This is a genomic window from Chelatococcus sp. YT9 (assembly GCF_018398315.1).
Lineage (GTDB): Bacteria > Pseudomonadota > Alphaproteobacteria > Rhizobiales > Beijerinckiaceae > Chelatococcus.
Genome location: NZ_JAHBRW010000001.1, coordinates 3,710,978 through 3,728,717 on the forward strand (window position 1 = coordinate 3,710,978; position 17,740 = coordinate 3,728,717).

Consider the following 17,740-nt stretch of genomic DNA (forward strand, 5'->3'; position numbering starts at 1 on the left):
GGACGAGAATGGACAAGCTGAAGATGCACAGCTCCGATCTGAGCCAGGACAACATCGCGAAGATCCGCGAGATGTTCCCCGGTTGCGTGACCGAGGCACGGGACGAGGCGACAGGGGCGGTGCGTCTAGCGGTGGACTTCGATCAGCTGCGTCAGGAATTGAGCGACCACATCGTGGAAGGGCCGCAGGAGCGGTACAGGCTGGACTGGCCAGGGAAGCGGGAGGCGCTCGTGGCGGCCAATGCCCCGATAGCCCGAACAGTACGACCGTCTGTGGCAGAGAGCCTTGGTTTTAAATCCACCAAGAACCTCTTTATCGAGGGGGATAATCTTGAGGCACTCAAACTCTTGCAGCAAAGCTTCCTTGGTGCAGTCAAAATGATATACATTGATCCACCATATAACACAGGAAATGATTTCGTTTACGTGGATGATTTTTCTGAGACGACAAAAGATTTTTTTGAGCGATCAATGCAGGTTGATAATAATGGAAACAGATTGTTTGCAAATACAGAAAGTAATGGTCGATTTCACTCAGACTGGCTTTCGCTAATATACCCGCGCTTGAAGCTTGCGCGGAATCTTCTGTCAGACGACGGGCTAATCTTCATCTCTATTGGTGATGCTGAATTGGCGAATCTCAATAAACTGTGTGATGAGGTATTTGGCGGAGAAAACTTTATAGCAAATTTTGTTTGGGAGAAGCGCACGAATCGGGAAAATCGAAAGGTTGTTTCGTCTCGGCATGATTACATCGTGTGTTACACGAAGTCCCGAATTCAGGGCATACGGCCGATCGCTCAACTTCCAATGTCGGAGAAGGCGCTCGCAAACTACAAGAACCCCGACAATGACCCACGGGGGGATTGGAAGTCTGATCCCGCGACAGCCCAAGCCGGACACGGAACGAAATCTCAATTCTATGTCCTTGAAGCCCCCAACGGGAAAAAGCACGAACTCGAGAGCGGTCGATGCTGGGTTTATACGAAACCCGAGATGGATAAGGCAATCGCCGATGGTCGTATCTGGTTTGGACGAGATGGGAACGGTGTCCCTCGCATCAAGACCTATCTTGATGCCAAGGAGCGCGGCTTAACCCCTGAGACGATGATCTTTGCCGAGGATGCAACCACCAACGAAGTGGCAAAGAATGCGCTAAAGGAACTATTCGATGGTAAGGCTGTTTTCGAAACGCCAAAGCCAGTAAGCCTCCTAAAGCTGCTAATTCAGATGAGCTGCCAAGAGGGAGTTGTCCTCGACTTCTTCGCGGGCTCTGCGTCTCTGGCTCATTCCGTAATGGAATTGTCCGCACAAGATGGTGGATTGCGACAGTGCATATCGGTTCAAATTCCTGAAGAAACGCCTGCCGGATCAGAAGCCAGAAAGGCAGGATACGAGACTATTACAGAAATCGCAAAAGAGCGCATCCGCCGCGCCGGCAAGAAAATCCTTGAAGGCGAATGCCATCCCGACTGGAACCGCGATGTGGGCTTCCGGGTGCTCAAGGTGGACACGTCAAACATGAAAGACGTCTACTACCGCCCGGACGAGCTAAAGCAGTCAGATCTGCTCGACATGGTCGACAACGTGAAGGAGGGCCGCACGGCTGAGGACCTGCTGTTCCAGGTGCTGGTCGATTGGGGCGTCGACCTGACGCTGCCCATCCGCCGCGAGACGGTGCAGGGCAAGACCGTGTTCTTCGTTGACGACAACGCCCTTGTCGCCTGCTTCGATCGCGGCGTCACCGAGGATCTGGTGAAGGAACTCGCGAAGCGCGAGCCCCTGCGTGTCGTCTTCCGCGACAACGGCTTCGTCTCGGACGCGGTCAAAATCAACGTCGAACAGATCTTCCGCCAGCTCTCGCCCACCACTGACGTCAAGTCGATCTGAGGCCGGACATGAAGCTCAAATTCAAGGTTCAGCCCTATCAAACCAATGCCGTCAACGACGTGGTCGACTGCTTCGCCGGCCAGCCCATGACCTCTGGCCTGACCTACCGCATCGACCCCGGCCGCAAGGCGCAGTCCAGCGCCTTCGAGGAAGGCTTCAAGAATGCTGACCTCGCGCTGACCGATGCGCAGGTTTTCGAGAATATCCAGAGGGTGCAGAAGGGGCAGAACCTGCCGGTCTCGCAATCGCTGACGGACTTCACGACCTTCAACGCCCAGGGTGAGCGGGCGCCAGTCGCCGCGACCTACAAGCGTGATGCCCTGGCTGCGACCCGCGTTCATCTGGATGTCGAGATGGAGACAGGTACGGGCAAGACCTACTGCTACATCAAGTCCATCTTCGAGATGAACAAGCGCTATGGCTGGTCGAAGTTCATCATCATGGTGCCATCGATCGCCATCCGCGAAGGGGTCTACAAGTCGCTTCAGATCACGGCGGACCATTTCACCGAAAGCTATGGCAAGAAGGCGCGGTTCTTCATCTACAACTCGAAGCGCCTGCACGAGCTGGAGAGCTTTTCGTCGGACGCCGGGATCAACGTGATGATCATCAACATCCAGGCGTTCAATGCGCGCGGGGCCGACAACCGGCGCATCTACGAAGAATTGGATGATTTCCAGTCGCGTAAGCCCATCGACGTGATCGCCTCGAACCGGCCGATCCTGATTTTGGACGAACCGCAGAAGATGGAAGGCGCGGCGACAATGGAGGCGTTGCCGAAGTTCAAGCCGCTGTTCATCCTGCGCTATTCGGCCACGCACCGGACCCAGCACAACCGCGTTCACCGGCTGGACGCATTGGACGCCTACAACCAGAAGTTGGTTAAGAAGATCGCGGTACGTGGTGTCCATACCCGCGGGCTCGCCGGCACCAACGCCTATCTCTACCTCGAGGGCATCGACATCTCGAAGAAGGCCCCTGTGGCCCGGATCGAGATGGAAGTGAAGCTGAAGTCAGGCGAGATCAAACGCCAGCTCCGCCGACTCGAGTTCCGCGACGACCTGTTCGTGGAGTCGGGCGAGCTGGACCAGTATCGTGGGTTCACGATCAGTCAGATCGACGCCGTCAACGACACGGTCGAATTCACCAACGGTGAAGTGCTGAGGGCTGGCGAGGCAAACGGCGACGTCTCCGAACGCGACATCCGCCGCATCCAGATCCGCGAGACGATCAAGGCGCATCTGGACAAGGAGAAACAGCTGTTCGCACAGGGCATCAAGGTCTTGTCGCTGTTCTTCATCGACGAGGTAGCGAAGTATCGCGACTACAGCCAAGCCGATGATAAAGGCGAATATGCCCGAGTCTTCGAAGAACAGTACGAGTTGCTGAAGGCCGAGTACCTCTCGGAGCTCGCCATCGATAATGAGGCGTACCGGAAGTATCTCGCTGGCATCGATCCGGCCAAGACCCACAACGGCTACTTCTCGATCGACAAGCAGACCGGTCGGGACGTCGATGGTGCTATCAAACAAGAAAAAGACGCCGAGACTGGGAAGAAGGTAGCAGTCTCACAGGACGTTGATGCGTACGACCTAATTCTCAGGAAAAAGGAACAGCTACTTTCCTTTGATGAACCTACGCGGTTCATCTTTTCGCATTCGGCTCTACGCGAGGGGTGGGACAATCCGAACGTCTTCGTCATGTGCATGCTCAAGCACAGTGACAACACCATTTCCCGCCGCCAGGAAGTCGGGCGCGGCCTTCGGCTAAGCGTTGACCAGCATGGAGACCGGATGGACCATCCGGCCGTCGTGCACGACATCAACGTGCTGACCGTGGTGGCGAGCGAAAGCTACAAGAATTTCGTTGCGGGCCTGCAGAAGGAGATTGCCGAAACTCTGTCGTCGCGTCCGCGGCAGGCGACTGAGGCTTATTTCACCGGCAAGACGATCACGACCGAACAAGGTCCGGTCGAGGTGAGCGCCGCAATGGCCAAGCAGATCTACCGCTATCTGGTGAAGAACGACTACACCGATGATGCCGACCAGATCGCCGACGCCTATCACGAGGCCAAGGTGGCTGGAACATTGGCTGAGCTACCCGATGAGCTGAAGCCTCACGCCGAGCAGGTATTCCTGCTCATCGATGGTGTCTTCAGCGACTCTCAGCTTCCCGACATCGGCGATGGCCGCAAGCCCAAGACCAATCCGCTCAATGCAAACTTCGAGAAGAAGGAATTCCAGGAGCTCTGGAAGCGGATCAATCGCAAGGCGGTCTATCGGGTCGAATTCGATTCTGCGGAGTTGATCCGCAAGTGCGTCAGCGCGCTGGATAGCCAGCTGCGGGTTACCCCGCTGCAATACACCGTGCAGGTTGGTGTGCAGAATGACGGTTTGACCGACGACCAGCTTCGCGGGGGCGACGGTTTTACCGTCACGAACACGACTACCCAGCAGGGGGACTCGATCCACTCGCTGGTGAAGTACGACCTCATCGGGAAGCTGGCTGAAAACGCGCAGCTGACACGAGACACGGCCGCGACCATCCTTGGCCAAATCGAGGCTGCGATTTTCGGGCAGTTCAAGAGCAACCCCGAGCACTTCATCTCCGAGGCTTCGCGCATCATCGCCGAACAGAAGGCTGCCATGGTAATCGAGCGTCTGGCCTATGACGAAGTCGACGAGAGGTACGACGTCGACATCTTCACCGCCAATCAGACCGGGCAGGATTTCTCGCGCGCCACGGCGAAGCTGAAGAATCATGTCTATGATTACGCGATCACGGACTCGGATGTGGAACGGGCGTTCGTCAAAGAGCTCGATACGAGCAGCGAAGTCGTCGTTTACGCCAAGTTGCCGCGTGGTTTCCTGATCCCGACCCCCGTCGGCGATTACAATCCTGACTGGGCTCTTTCGTTCAGGGCCGGCAGCGTCAGGCACATCTACTTCGTCGCGGAAACGAAGGGCACGATGTCGTCCATGAAGCTGCGGGAGATTGAGAAGACGAAGATCGCCTGCGCCCGGAAGTTCTTCGATGAGATCAGCCGGCAGGTGACTGAAGATCGCGTCAAATATGACGTTGTTACCGACTATGGGAAGTTGATGGAGGTCGTGGGCGTTACTGCATGACAAATGGGGGCGGGGTGGGTTCTCGCGCATTGAAGTTGGTGGCCTGACCGACTCATGGCGATTACCCGACATTCCATACAGACTGCTTTGGAAGCAGAACGTCGTCTCACTCAGAAGGGCGGGGGCTTGGAGGTTGCCTCCGTTTTCTGGGAGGAGCACTATCTGGTTTTGAGCGTCAAGCCGCTCAAAGGCCGTAACCGTGTCGCCATTGACGAAGCCTTGGAAGGCGTGCGTGTCAAATGGGGTGCGGAACTTGAATATGCAGGCTTGATCAAGGTCGTCGATGCGGACCTCGAGCGCATCATTGTGTTGCCGGCTACCGGCGGGCAGCCCAACATTGGCGACACACTTTGGCTGTTCCCCGGAGATTTTCTTGGCCCGCTTATCGATATGTGGGGCGGGGAAATGGGCAAGCTGGCGGCGAAGCGATTGCGCCAGTCCAAAGACGAAACCGAACCGCTTCAGCAAATTCGTCCGCTTGGTCCTGAATTCGACGAGCTGCGCGAGCGGCAGAAAATTGCCGTTCAAAATGCCGCATACCGGTGCTCGGTGGTGATTGGCCCGCCCGGAACCGGCAAGACGTTTACGGTTGGCGCGCTGGGCACTTATCTTCTGCGGCGGTTCAGCAAAGCGCGCATATTGGTGATCGGCCCGACCAACGTGGCGGTGGACACGGCTCTCCTGTCCATCGATGACTGGTTGGCCAAAGCCGGGCGCCCCGACATCGCCAAGCAGATGAAGCGGGTCGGTGCGCATTTCGATCCGCGTAAATATGTTGACCGTCCCCATCTTCTGGCCGCCGGTCTGGATCAGAAAGTCACGGAATTTCTGCTTTTGGAGGCATCCGAACCATCAAAAAGCAAGATTGCCGAATATGTCCGATGGAAGGATCGCTTGGCGGCCGCACGCAAGGAGCTTGGCGCGGATATCGAAAGCGTCGCCCATAGCGCCCGTGTTGTAGGGATCACTGTCGCCACGGCGATCAAGTGGCATCATGTCTTGAAGGCCGCAGGGCCATGGCCGTTCGTCATCTGCGACGAAGCCAGTCAGATAATCGGGCCGGCGGCCCTCATGGTTCCGGCGCTGGGGCAGCAAACGATTTTTGCCGGCGATCCCAAGCAGCTTTCGCCGATCGTCCAGTCTGAGGGTCAGGTCCATGGGAATCTCCTCGCGAAGACTGCCTTTGATCTATTTGCCCACGCGCCCACCACGTTTCTGAACGAGCAGTCCCGTATGGCCATGGGGATTTGCCATGCAGTGAGCAGAACCTTCTACAATGGCGAGCTGACGGTTTGCCGCAAAGCTCGGCGGGACAAGGCCTGGAAGATGTACCGCAGTCCGTATTTCGTGAACGGGCGTGAAGTGCCGCGCGTGTGTTTCGAGCAAGTGTCGGAACCCTACCAATATTCGCAGAATTACGGCGGCTTCATCCGTTTTCAGTCGGCCAAAATGGTTGAGACGATTATTGATCATCTCGCTGGCTCTTACATCGATGCGGATGACGTTCTGATCCTTACGCCTTTCCGTGCGCAACGGACCCTGATCAGGAGTTTCCTGAAGCGCCGGCACCCGACGATCTCCGTCAGTACAGTCCATCGCGCGCAGGGTAGCGAGCGCAAGGTGATCATTTTTGATCCGGTCGACGCAACGTCCAGTTTTCTCCGTGGGAAGGAAGGTGATCGGCTGATCAATGTGGCGATCTCACGCGCCCAAGCCCATGTGATCATCCCCTATCATGTGTCCGAACTTACCAATCCGACGATCTCTCGCCTCCAGCATATTTCCTCAGGCATCTTCCAGACCAGCGGCCGATATATGCGGCCGTTTTCCTTTGCGACGGCTGGATAAGGCTGCGAACGATCTGTCCCACCGATGCCTTGCAGCCTATCAAGGGACGACAGGGTAAAAGGGCTTGCCCCAGTCCTTGTCGGGATTGTCCATCATTAGATCGGTGAAGACCGGCATCAGGAAGCCGAGGATTGCGGCGCCATCGCGGACCTGGGTCCGGTTGACGCCACTGTTCCAGGTCGAGCCGCCATGAACGAGCTGATTGCGCAGTACATATAGTCGGTCGAAGACGAAGCTGAGCACGCGCTGGGTGTCGCCGCTCTGGATGGCTTGCGCGAAGGCGCGAGAGGAGGCTTTGAAGCGCGCTTCCCAATCCTCGAAGCCGGCAATCCCGTTATGGTGCTGCCAGAACGGATTAAAGACGTAGCGGTTCTCCATCAGCAGTCGCACCGGTCCCGAAAAGCGCTGCCAGATCGCTCCATAGATACGACGCTGCTCGTCGAGCGCGATCAACTTTCCGAAGAAGTCTGCGAAAGCGGCGCGTTCGCCCGGCTGGATCGTCTGGAATTCTCCCTCGTCGGCATAAGCGGCGTTGAACGCGATCCATAGGAAGATGAATTTGGCGTCGTCGTCAGCCCCGCAGGCCTCGGCGCGGCCGATCCAGCTGATAGCGCGATGGACGCGCAGGCCCATTGTCTGCGGAAAGCCGTCGCGGATCGCGCGCTGCTTGGTTTTCAGTTCTGCATGTGTGAGGCCGGTCTTTTTGGTCATTCCGCTTCGTTCCTGTTGCCTTATGGCAGGGCGCCAAAATCGCTCCTGCGGTAATTTTCGACCAGCGTGCGCAGCCCCTGGGGCGCGATAACCTCAACCGCATCGCCCCATTGATAGAGATGCCACGCCATTTCGAGCCAGCCCGCCGCGTGAAAGCGCACGATAAGCCCGCCATCTTCTTGCACCTCAACGGTTTGCTTTGGGTGAAAGCAGAATTCGGCCGCCCTTGCTGCGGCATGCGGCGCAAAATGCCAGATGACCTCGTCATATTGCGCCGGGTCCTGATAGACGCCGAAGGATTGCGCCGCGTAGTCCTCCAGCGAAAAGCCGGGCATCAGGCTGAAGCTCTCATCCAGGGTCTGGGCGCTCAGGATCTGGTCCATCCGGAAGTTCAGCATGTCTTCGCCGCGCGCCGGCTGGCGCGCCACCAGATAGCTGCGATGCCCCAGCAGGAGGCCGTGCGGCTCGATGATCCGTTCAGGCGCATCCTGGTCCCGGTAGCGCAGCCGCAGACGAAACGGGCCGCGCAGCCCCTCGATCACGGCATCGAGCACCGCCGGCGCCAGACTGACGCGCGGACCGGGGCGCGTCACCGAGCCCATTGCCAGCAGGACCGCCTCGACATCGGCTTCGGTGCGCAGCGCATCCTTTGGTGTCAGCCGGGCCAGCAATCCGTCGCGCAGGTCTTCAAGGGCCGCCGCGTGGCGTAGTCGGCCATCGCCGCGCGCCGTTCGGCCGGCAATCTCCAGCGCTTCGACCGCAGTTTCCTGGCGGGTCTGAAGCCGGTCGAGCATGGGGTCGGCGACACGCCAGCGCCGCCGGCGATCGTCACCATCCACCGCTTCGACATTGGTGAATACGGTCTCCAGCGCATCGGTCATGCGCTGCGCCGTGCGATGCGAAACGCCGAATTCCTCGCAGATCTCATCAAGACCGATCCCCGTCCGCCGCGTGGCGGCCAGACGCGCCAGCCTGATCAGGTCCTGAGCCTTGGTGAACGACATGATCCAAATCCTGGTCACAGACTATGTCAGATATTGACACCCACGCACGCTATGGCTGAACGTGCAATCTGTCGAGACGCAAGTCTTGTTGGAGATTGCGTTCGACGAGGGGGCAACAATGCGAGCTATTGAGGGGGATCGGATACTCTTGTCCGCATCGGATCTGATGCGGTTCATGGGCTGCGCTCACGCGACCAGGCTCGATCTCGCCTATATGCACGGCAAGGGGCCAGTGCCGCGCGAAGATACCGAGGATGCCGCGCTACTCCAGAAGCAGGGCGATGCCCACGAAGCTGCCCATCTGGCCAAGCTCAAGGCATCGGATGTGTCCGTGATCGAAATCGACCGGTCCGACCTTGCCGAAAATGCGCAGGCAACCCGGGCGGCTTTGGCAAGCGGGCCGCAGATCGTCTTTCAGGGCGCGCTGCTGGGCGACAATTGGGGCGGTTGGTCGGACTTTCTCGAGCGCGTCGAACGCCCATCGGATCTCGGTTCCTTCAGCTATGAAGTCACCGACACCAAGCTCAAGCGGCGACCCCATCCCAAACATGTGCTGCAGCTGGTGCTCTATTCGGATTTGCTGACCGAGATTCAGGGCGTCGCCCCCGAATTTGCCCATGTTGAACTCGGTGATGGCAGCCGGGCGCAGCTACGGCTCGCGGACTATCAGGCCTATGCGCGCATGGCGCGTCAGCGGCTCGAGGCATTCCTGGAAAACCCGGCGCCGACCCGGCCGATCCCTTGTGCCGATTGTGGACTTTGCCGCTGGGGCGATCACTGCGAAAGCCAGTGGCAGGCCGAAGACAGCCTGTTCAACGTCGCCAACATTACTCGGACACAGGTCAAGAAGCTCGAAGCGGCTAGCATCACCACCATGGAGCGGCTGGCCGGGCTCGATCATCCCATACGCGGCATGGCTGAGACCACTCGGGCGCGGCTGGTGACGCAGGCGCGCCTGCAGCACGCCCGCAAGACCGGGGCGCCGGCCTTCGAGTTGCGCGAGGCCGAACCCGGCAAGGGCTTCGAACTTTTGCCCGCTCCGCAGCCGGGCGATCTTTTCTACGATATCGAGGGCGATCCGCATTACGAAGGTGGCCTCGAATATCTCCACGGCGTCTGGTTCGACGGCCAGTTCCAGGCTTTCTGGGCCCATGATCACGGCGCCGAAGCGCGGGCCTTGTCGGACCTTCTGGAGTTTTTCCGGCAAAGGCTCGCGGCCTATCCCGAAGCGCGCATCTATCACTATGCACCCTATGAGATCACCGCCTTGCGGCGGCTGACTGCCCAATATGGAATCGGTGAGGCTTTTCTCGATCGTCTGCTGCGCGAGCGGCGCTTTGTCGATCTTTTCGCGGTGGTGCGCGGCGCGCTGATCGGCTCGGAAGCCAATTACTCGATCAAGTCGATGGAAGCCTTCTATGGCCGGGTGCGCGAAGGTGAGGTGAAAACCGCCGGCGGCTCGGTCGTTGCCTATGAGCGCTGGCGCGAAACCGGCGAACAATCGATCCTCGACGAGATCGAAGACTATAACCGCATCGACTGTATCTCGACCGAGGAGCTGCGCGACTGGTTGGTGAGCATCCGCCCCGCTGCGCCCTGGCCAATACTGGCAGTGGATGCCGGCGACAAGGAAGTCGAGGAAGACGCCGATACGCAGGCCTTGCGCGCGAAGCTTGCCGCATCCGGTCTGCCGCAGGAGCGGCAAGACATGTTGTTCAACCTCGGCCTGTTTCACAAGCGCGAGGCCAAGCCTGCGCAATGGGCGGTCTTCGACAGCGCCGGCAAGGACGAGGACGAGCTGATCGACGATCTCGATGCACTGGCCGGTCTGGAAGCCATTGATCCGGCAGAACCCGTCAAACGCTCGGTGCTGCGCCGCTATCGTTTTCCGCTTCAGGAGACCAAGCTGCGGGCCGGCCGCAAAGCGACGGTTCCGGTCATCGACGGGCCGCCGGCCACTGTCAGCATCGAAGAGCTCGACCGCAGTGAGCGGATCATCGCGATCAAGGCGGGGGCGGCCAAAGCGCATCTTTTGACCGATCGTCTGACGCTCCACCCCGACTGGCCGCTCAATACGGACGTCATTGCCGCGGCCCTGCGCGATGTAATCGACGATCAATGCGGCGTGCGTCGACTGACGGCGCTCGATGATTTGCTTGCGCGCACGGCCCCGCGTCTGGTGACGGGACCCCGCGCCGATCTGCTCGATGGCGACGATCCCTTGACCGGCACGATCGCGGCGATCGCCGCCATGGATGGCACCGTGCTGCCGATCCAGGGGCCGCCGGGAACCGGCAAGACCTATGTCACCGCGCGGGCAATCCTTGCGCTGGTGCGCCAGGGGCACCGCGTTGGCGTGGCCTCGAACAGCCATGAGGCCATCCGCAATGTGCTGATGGAATGCCTTGCCGCGCAAGATGATGGTGATTCTGTCCCGGGCCTATGCGTCGGGCACAAGGTCAGCAGCGGCGAAGACGGTTATCCGGACGACTGCTTCGGCGTCATCCGCTCGACGGCCAATGACGATTCCCTCTGGGGCCGCGCCCATGTGGTCGGCGGCACCGCCTTCTTTTTTGCCCGGTCGGAGCACGAGCAGGCGCTCGATTGGCTCTTCGTCGATGAAGCCGGGCAAGTTGGGCTGGCCAATATGGTCGCCATGGGGCGCTGCGCGCGCAACATCGTCTTGGTCGGCGATCCACGTCAATTGCCGCAGGTCATCCAGGGTGCCCATCCCGATCCGGCCCACCTTTCCTGTCTCGAGTGGATGCTGGGCGAGCACGCCACCATCCCGCCCGATCGCGGCATCTTCCTGCCGGTCTCACGCCGCATGCATCCCGATGTCTGCGGGTTCATCTCGCAGCAGGTCTATGAAGGCAGGCTTGTTAGCGCGCCCGATACAGCCGTCCAGGCAGTCCGCGGGACGGGCTTTCCTGAAGCTGGCGCTTTCTGGGTGCCGGTCGTCCATGAGGGCAATGCCCAGATCGCAGCCGAGGAAGTCGCTGCCATTCAGGCGGCGATCGACGATCTGCTCTCGGGGAGCTGGACCGATAAGGATGGGACACCGCGCGCCCTTCAGCCCGTCGATATCATCGTCGTTGCGCCCTATAATGCGCAGGTCAATGCCCTGCAGGACGCGTTGCCCGCTGGCATTCGTGTCGGCACGGTCGACAAGTTCCAGGGGCAGGAAGCACCCGTCTGCCTGGTGTCCATGACCGCCTCCTCGGTCGAGGAAACCCCGCGCGGCATGGATTTCCTGTTCTCGCTCAACCGCATCAATGTCGCTGTCTCGCGCGCCAAAGGCCTGGCGCTCGTCTTCGGCGCACCGCGGCTGCGCGAAGCAAAATGCAACACCGTTGAACAGATGCGCCTCGTCAACACGCTTTGCGCATTGCCTGAATTTGGAGACGTTTGAATGTGGGAGAATTTCGAGGCACGCCTCGATGAAAATGAGCGCGAAGGCTCCATTCCACTGCGAAGAGCGCTTTTCGAAATATTGCGCAGCTCGGGGCTCCGTCCCGGCGCGGGTATCACCAAGAAGATGGTGTCGCTCGAATTTGGCGCTGGCGAGCGGCTCGTGTGGGAAATCCAGAATCCGTCCAACGTCTTCCTGCACACAAAATGGCGCGATTCTGCCGAGGCGAATGGCTTTGCGACCGAGCTGCGTCCCTATCAGCGCGGCATGAAGGATGGCGGTCGGCATTCCGCCCTCAGCCGCGACTGGTCCTTTGGCGACGCTGACTGCTTTGTTGTCAGGATTGAAGATGCCGAAACCCTGCGCCGGCTGATCGCGGTGCTGTTGCAGTCCGGCGATGCGCTGATGCTCAATCCGGCGGCGATCACCCGCTGGATCGAGCGGCTACGCCATTTCTTTCCCGCCTTCGACCGTTTCGATCCGCCCGATCCGCATTTCGATGAGGCGGAGCGGACCTACAAATTGGCGATTGCGGCCGAGCTCAGGACGGCGATCGAACAGGCCGGCTCCGACCAGGAACTGGCCGATGCCGTCAACACCGCGCTGGCCAAAAGCAATCTGCTGCAATGGCGCGCCTATTGGCCGATGTCGCCCAAAGGCGACGGCGATCGCGAGCAGCTCTGGCCGGCCTTGCGCGCGCTTGTCGACGCCGCGCTTGGCGAAGCGGGCGGTCACGCCTTGGCGCTGGAGGCCTTTGTTGCCGCGTGGATTGCGGCGGTTCCGGATGGCAAGCCCGATCCGGCGCGCCAGATCGCCGAATTCCTGTTCCTCCATCTCGCCCCTGATGACGGCATCTATATCCGCCATTCGGTGCGCCAGGATCTGTGGCTCGAAGCGGTTGGCAGCCGCTTCCCCGATCATGCGTCGATGGCCGACACCTATCGCGACGAATGGCGCTTCATGCAGGCCGTGCGCGCTGCTTTTGCTGACCGGGGTCTGGCGCCGCGCGACATGATCGACGTGCAAAGCGCGCTGTGGATCGTCCACAACTACAAGGAAGAAGATGCCGCGACCTTTTCGCGCGAAGCGATCGAGGCGGCGATGGTCGCCTATGATAGCTACCGCCAGTCGGGCGAGCACGCCGCCATCTTCGAGGCCTTTGGCGAGCCGCGTGACTATTGGGTGCGCTCGACACGCGCGCGGCCGGGTCGCGTTTATCCGTCCAAGCCGATCGTCGGTTTCCTGCGCGGCAAGACGCAGCTCAATGGCGGGTGGGGACAGAAGGCCGATGCCGCAGCCCAGCTCCACAATGCGGGTTACATCATCGTCGATGCCGATGACGCACCGGTCCCCCCGCCCGAGCGCTACGAACATCTGATCCGCGACGCAGATCGCATCCGGCTCTGTGCGCGAAACTATTATGTCGAACCGGCCCGTGAGAACGGCGCGGCAGACATTGCAATCCGCGCTGGCGATCTTGGCCGCGACATGGGGCTGCGCGACGCGTTCCCGGCGATCTGCAGCGCGCTCGGCGGCGAGAAATTTCAGAAGCTCGCCAACGTTCCCGCGCCTTCGCACACGCTGCCAAATCCCAGCAGTTCCACCGTCTTCACTTACCAGCTCGCCTCAGCGGAAGGGCACCAAATCATGACCTTTGAACCCATGACCGCGATGCCGGCGACCACCAATCTCATCCTTTACGGCCCGCCCGGGACCGGCAAGACCTATGCCACCGCCTGGGAGGCCGTGCGGCTTTGCCTGGGCGATGCTGCAGCCGAACCACTGCGCGATGACCGCGATGCCCTGATGGCCGAGTATCGCCATCTTGCCGGCGAAGGACGGATCGAATTCGTCACCTTTCACCAGTCCTTCGCCTACGAGGATTTTGTCGAGGGGCTGCGGCCGACGACAGGCGTTGACCAGGAAGGTGACGATGAGGCTGCCAGCACGTCGGGGGGCTTCAGTCTCAAGCCCCATGCCGGCGTGTTCAAGATCATCAGCGAGAGAGCGCGGCTCGACACCGGCGATGCGCCGGCCAAGCGGCTCGATCGCTCACGCCCGATCTACAAGGTCGCGCTCGGTCAGCGCGGCAGCCAGGAAGACCGGATCCGCGTAGGCCTCGATGGCGGGCTGATCCATCTCGGCTGGGGCGGCGATATCGACTGGTCCGACGAGCGCTTCGATGATTTCGAAGAAATCCGGAAAACGTGGAACGAGGAGAAGGATCCCGACGCATCCGGCAAGGACCCCAATATCGAGATGCTTTACGCCTTTCGCTCCGGCCTGCAGGTCGGCGACTATGTCGTCATCTCCGATGGCCGTGACAGCTACCGTGCCTTTGGCCGGGTGAGCGGCGAGTATTATTTCGATGCCGACGCCGATTTCCATCCGCATCGACGCAGCGTCGAATGGATCTGGCGCGATGATAATGGCGCCGAGCGCGCACCGTTCTACGCCCGCAATTTCCGTCGTCAGTCAGCCTACCGGCTTGATCCGGACCGGATCGACTGGGATGCGCTCGAAGCGGTGGTGATCGATCCCAATGCCGAGCGGCCAGTAGCCGGCGCGCGGCCGCATGTACTGATCATCGACGAGATCAACAGGGCCAACATCTCCAAGGTGTTCGGCGAGCTGATCACGCTGCTCGAAACCGACAAGCGGCTCGGCTGCGAAAATGAGGTCCGGGTGCGGCTTCCCTATTCGGGGACGAGTTTTGGCGTGCCGGCCAACCTGCACATCATCGGCACGATGAATACCGCGGACCGCTCGATCGCGCTGCTCGACACCGCTCTGCGCCGCCGCTTCACCTTCCGCGAGCTGATGCCCGATGTCGAGGACCTGCGGCGGGCGCTGGCGGCCAGGGGGCTCGATGCAGCAAATCTTGAGGGGATCGATCTGTGCAAGCTGCTGCACACGATCAACGAGCGGATCGAATATCTCTTCGATCGCGAACACCAGATCGGCCACGCCTATTTCACTGGCTGCCGTAGCCGCGCCGACGTCGAAGACGTCATGCGCCATAAGGTCATCCCGCTCTTGACCGAGTATTTCTACGAGGATTGGTCAAAGGTCGCTGCGGTGCTCGGCGATGGCGACGGCACCAATGGCTCCCATTTCCTCGATGCGCGGCGGCTGACGGCGCCGGCCGGTTTTGCCGACGATGAGCTGGGCGGCGACAAGCGGCGCTGGAGCGTCAAGGCGCGCTTCGACTTTTCCGAGTTTGCCGCCTGATGCCCGCCTATACGGTTCGGGAATGGGACAAGCTCGCCTATGGCGAAGGCGCGGGGCAGATTCTCGATGGCCATGCCGAGAGGCTGGCGGCCCTGGCGGCACGCTCGGCCTTTGCCGGACGCGGCGGTAGCGGCGTACTCGAACATGGCCGGCATGCCTTGCGCGCGCGCGGCGTGGTCGGAATTCTGGCAGCGGGCGATGCGAGCCTGGAGATCTTGCCCAAGATCGATGTGGCGCCCGGTGAAACAACCGATCACCAGAACGCGGCGATCCGCAAGCGCCTGGTGCACATGCTGGCGGTTGCGCTGGATTTGAAAATTGACCTGGGCGTCATCACCGATCTCGCCTGGCAGCGCGAGACCCTGCTCGAAATCCTGATCCGCATCTTTTGCGACAAGCTGACCGAAGCGCTGCGCAAGGGCATGCCGCGCCGCTATATCACCTGCGAAGACGATCTGCCGACCTTGCGCGGCCAGCTCGACATTACCCGCCAGTTCACCCGCCATGCGGTCAATCCCTCGCGCCTTGCCTGCCGCTTCGATCTTCTGTCCGAAGACACGCCGCTCAACCGGATCATGAAAGCGGCAGTGCTGCGCCTGGCGCGGCTCTCGCGCCGGCCCGCAAACCAGCAACGTCTGCGCGAGCTGGCTTTCGTCTATGCCGATATTACCGACGTGCCGGTGGCCGCGCTGCGCTGGGATCAGGTGATAATCGACCGCACCAACCGGTCCTGGCAAGAGCTCTTCGCCATGGCTCAGCTCTTTTTGCAGGACCGCTATCAGACGACGACCGGCGGCGCCGGCCAGGGCACCGCCATGCTGTTCGAGATGAACGCGCTGTTCGAGGAATATGTCGGGCGCTTGATCGCCCGCGCCCTGGCAGGAACCGGGCTCACTGTTTCGTTGCAGGGCGGACGGCTGTTCTGTCTGAGCGCGCAGGACAGCGGACGCGCCCTGTTCCAGACCCGGCCCGATATCCTGATCCGCCAGGGTGGCAGGGTCGTTCATGTCATCGACACCAAGTGGAAGCGGATATCGGCGCGGATCGATGATCCCAAACAGGGCGTCTCGCAGGCAGATGTCTACCAGATGATGGCCTATGCCCAGCTCTATGACGCGCCGCGCCTGACGCTGCTCTATCCCCACCATCCCGGCCTCGGCGGCCAAGACATGGTTCATGGGCGTTATGCGATCACCGGACACGCCACGATCCTGGAAACCGCAAGCATCGACGTGGCCAACAGCACCGACATGCTGGGGCGGCTTCGCCGCCTGATCCTGAGGGAAGAGCCGGTGGATCTGGAACCGGTAGGATGATGGGCTGGCGATCTCAGGGAACGAAGCTTGGTCCAACCGGCGGCGGTTACGCACTCATCCGGGCAATTTACAAGCGTTGCGAGGGACGAAAATGAGCAATTTCCGCTTCCGGCGTCTTGAGCGCCATAGAACAGGAGGTACGCGCGATAAGATGCAGCTTTCCTACCCGCTGCCCCGCAGTCCTTCGTGCAAGGCCTACCAATATTCTCCGAATCCGAGCGCGGCGCCCCGGCTATTTCTGATCGGGGACCCTCCAGAGACGCGTGCGATATCGGAAGAACACCGTCTGGCCATCCGACGCGAGCCGGGCCCGGGACAAACGGTATGTCCCTATTCTGGCTTTGTGGCCGATGACGATGAGTTCATCCATTTCTCCGACATCGAGGCCGTCAAAAAGCAAGTGGCGTGGGAAGCAACAGCGGACGTCGAGGATCATATCGCCGATCTGGCGAAGAGCTTTAACCGACGTCAGGGCAAGAGCGGGCTGATCTCGATAAAGATGGATTTCAAGCCGAGCAGACGACCGCAGCCTCTCGCCATCCGTGAAGACCTCCTGCGAGAATTGACCTGCAATGTCTGCGCGCGAGAGTACGCTGTCTACGCCATCGCGCTGTTCTGCCCCGATTGTGGTGCGCCGGGCTACGGCCAGCATTTTGAGCGGGAAGTCGAGCTGGTGCGCGAGCAGGTTGCGCTTGCTGACGCGCAGGATGAAGCCGGACGGCCCGAGACGGCGTATCGCCTGATGGGAAACGCCCATGAAGACGTTCTGACGGCGTTCGAGACTGCCCTAAAGACGATTTACCGCCATCTTGTTCGTGAAGGCCTGCCGGACAAAGCCGAAGGACTGCTGAAAAAGAAAACGGTCGGTAACGCCTTCCAGAACATCGGGCGTGGACGTTCCCTTTTCAAAGGGATTGGCATCGATCCATTCCACGTCCTGTCCGAAGACGACCTCGAATTGCTGCGCCTGAATATCGAGAAGCGCCACGTCATCGGGCACAATCTCGGTATCGCCGATGAGCATTACGTCGAACTCACGCAATCAGACCAGCCCGGCGAAACGGTACGCCTGATCGGCGGCGAGATCGAGCGCTTCGCTGCGCTCTGCCTGCGAGTCGTGCTTGATCTGGAAAAGTCTCTGCTGCCTGGCCGCCGGATACACACGAACAGACCAGTTGATCAGTAAGAAGAGGGGGGAGCT

At 60.4% G+C, this 17,740-nt stretch carries 9 protein-coding genes; 7 read left to right on the top strand and 2 right to left on the bottom strand.

Going from position 1 to position 17,740, the window contains the following annotated elements; all coding sequences use genetic code 11:
• Positions 1–8: 8 nt before the first annotated feature.
• From KIO76_RS17130 to KIO76_RS17140, 3 genes are all read left to right on the top strand, one after another.
• Complete coding sequence (locus KIO76_RS17130; protein WP_213324376.1) at positions 9–1,889, top strand: site-specific DNA-methyltransferase; 1,881 nt, start codon at positions 9–11, stop codon at positions 1,887–1,889.
• A gap of 8 nt (positions 1,890–1,897) precedes the next feature.
• Positions 1,898–5,017 (top strand): type III restriction-modification system endonuclease, encoded by a 3,120-nt coding sequence (locus KIO76_RS17135; RefSeq protein WP_213324377.1) that lies wholly within the window; start codon positions 1,898–1,900, stop codon positions 5,015–5,017.
• A gap of 267 nt (positions 5,018–5,284) precedes the next feature.
• Positions 5,285–6,865: a DEAD/DEAH box helicase gene (locus tag KIO76_RS17140; protein ID WP_213324378.1), complete on the top strand. Its 1,581-nt coding sequence runs from the start codon at positions 5,285–5,287 to the stop codon at positions 6,863–6,865.
• 39 nt (positions 6,866–6,904) lie between these two features.
• Here the strand turns inward: KIO76_RS17140 and KIO76_RS17145 are convergent, their stop codons facing one another.
• Positions 6,905–7,576, bottom strand: a complete 672-nt coding sequence (locus KIO76_RS17145; protein ID WP_249729628.1) for a HEPN domain-containing protein — start codon at positions 7,574–7,576, stop codon at positions 6,905–6,907.
• Positions 7,577–7,596: 20 nt separating this feature from the next.
• Positions 7,597–8,580, bottom strand: coding sequence for a helix-turn-helix transcriptional regulator (locus KIO76_RS17150; protein WP_213324379.1), 984 nt, complete (start codon positions 8,578–8,580; stop codon positions 7,597–7,599).
• Between the two features lie 148 nt (positions 8,581–8,728).
• On the opposite strand from KIO76_RS17150, the gene KIO76_RS17155 reads away from it, so the two are divergent.
• From KIO76_RS17155 to KIO76_RS17170, 4 genes are all read left to right on the top strand, one after another.
• Positions 8,729–11,992, top strand: a complete 3,264-nt coding sequence (locus KIO76_RS17155) for a TM0106 family RecB-like putative nuclease (protein ID WP_249729630.1) — start codon at positions 8,729–8,731, stop codon at positions 11,990–11,992.
• Positions 11,993–15,223 carry a DUF8426 domain-containing protein gene (locus tag KIO76_RS17160; RefSeq protein WP_249729631.1) on the top strand — a complete coding sequence of 1,077 codons (3,231 nt, stop codon included), beginning with the start codon at positions 11,993–11,995 and terminating at the stop codon, positions 15,221–15,223. It begins immediately after the preceding gene.
• Positions 15,223–16,539, top strand: coding sequence for a 5-methylcytosine restriction system specificity protein McrC (locus KIO76_RS17165; RefSeq protein WP_213324381.1), 1,317 nt, complete (start codon positions 15,223–15,225; stop codon positions 16,537–16,539). The genes KIO76_RS17160 and KIO76_RS17165 overlap by 1 nt, the downstream gene beginning before the upstream one ends.
• A 151-nt stretch (positions 16,540–16,690) precedes the next feature.
• Positions 16,691–17,725 (top strand): hypothetical protein, encoded by a 1,035-nt coding sequence (locus KIO76_RS17170; RefSeq protein WP_213324382.1) that lies wholly within the window; start codon positions 16,691–16,693, stop codon positions 17,723–17,725.
• Positions 17,726–17,740: the final 15 nt, after the last annotated feature.

Bases quoted from the DNA above. Each gene is read 5' to 3' on its own strand.
- KIO76_RS17150 (WP_213324379.1), bottom strand. From the start codon at position 8,580: ATGTCGTTCACCAAGGCTCAGGACCTGATCAGGCTGGCGCGTCTGGCC.
- KIO76_RS17145 (WP_249729628.1), bottom strand. From the start codon at position 7,576: ATGACCAAAAAGACCGGCCTCACACATGCAGAACTGAAAACCAAGCAG.
- KIO76_RS17160 (WP_249729631.1), top strand. From the start codon at position 11,993: ATGTGGGAGAATTTCGAGGCACGCCTCGATGAAAATGAGCGCGAAGGC.
- KIO76_RS17130 (WP_213324376.1), top strand. From the start codon at position 9: ATGGACAAGCTGAAGATGCACAGCTCCGATCTGAGCCAGGACAACATC.
- KIO76_RS17165 (WP_213324381.1), top strand. From the start codon at position 15,223: ATGCCCGCCTATACGGTTCGGGAATGGGACAAGCTCGCCTATGGCGAA.
- KIO76_RS17135 (WP_213324377.1), top strand. From the start codon at position 1,898: ATGAAGCTCAAATTCAAGGTTCAGCCCTATCAAACCAATGCCGTCAAC.
- KIO76_RS17170 (WP_213324382.1), top strand. From the start codon at position 16,691: ATGCAGCTTTCCTACCCGCTGCCCCGCAGTCCTTCGTGCAAGGCCTAC.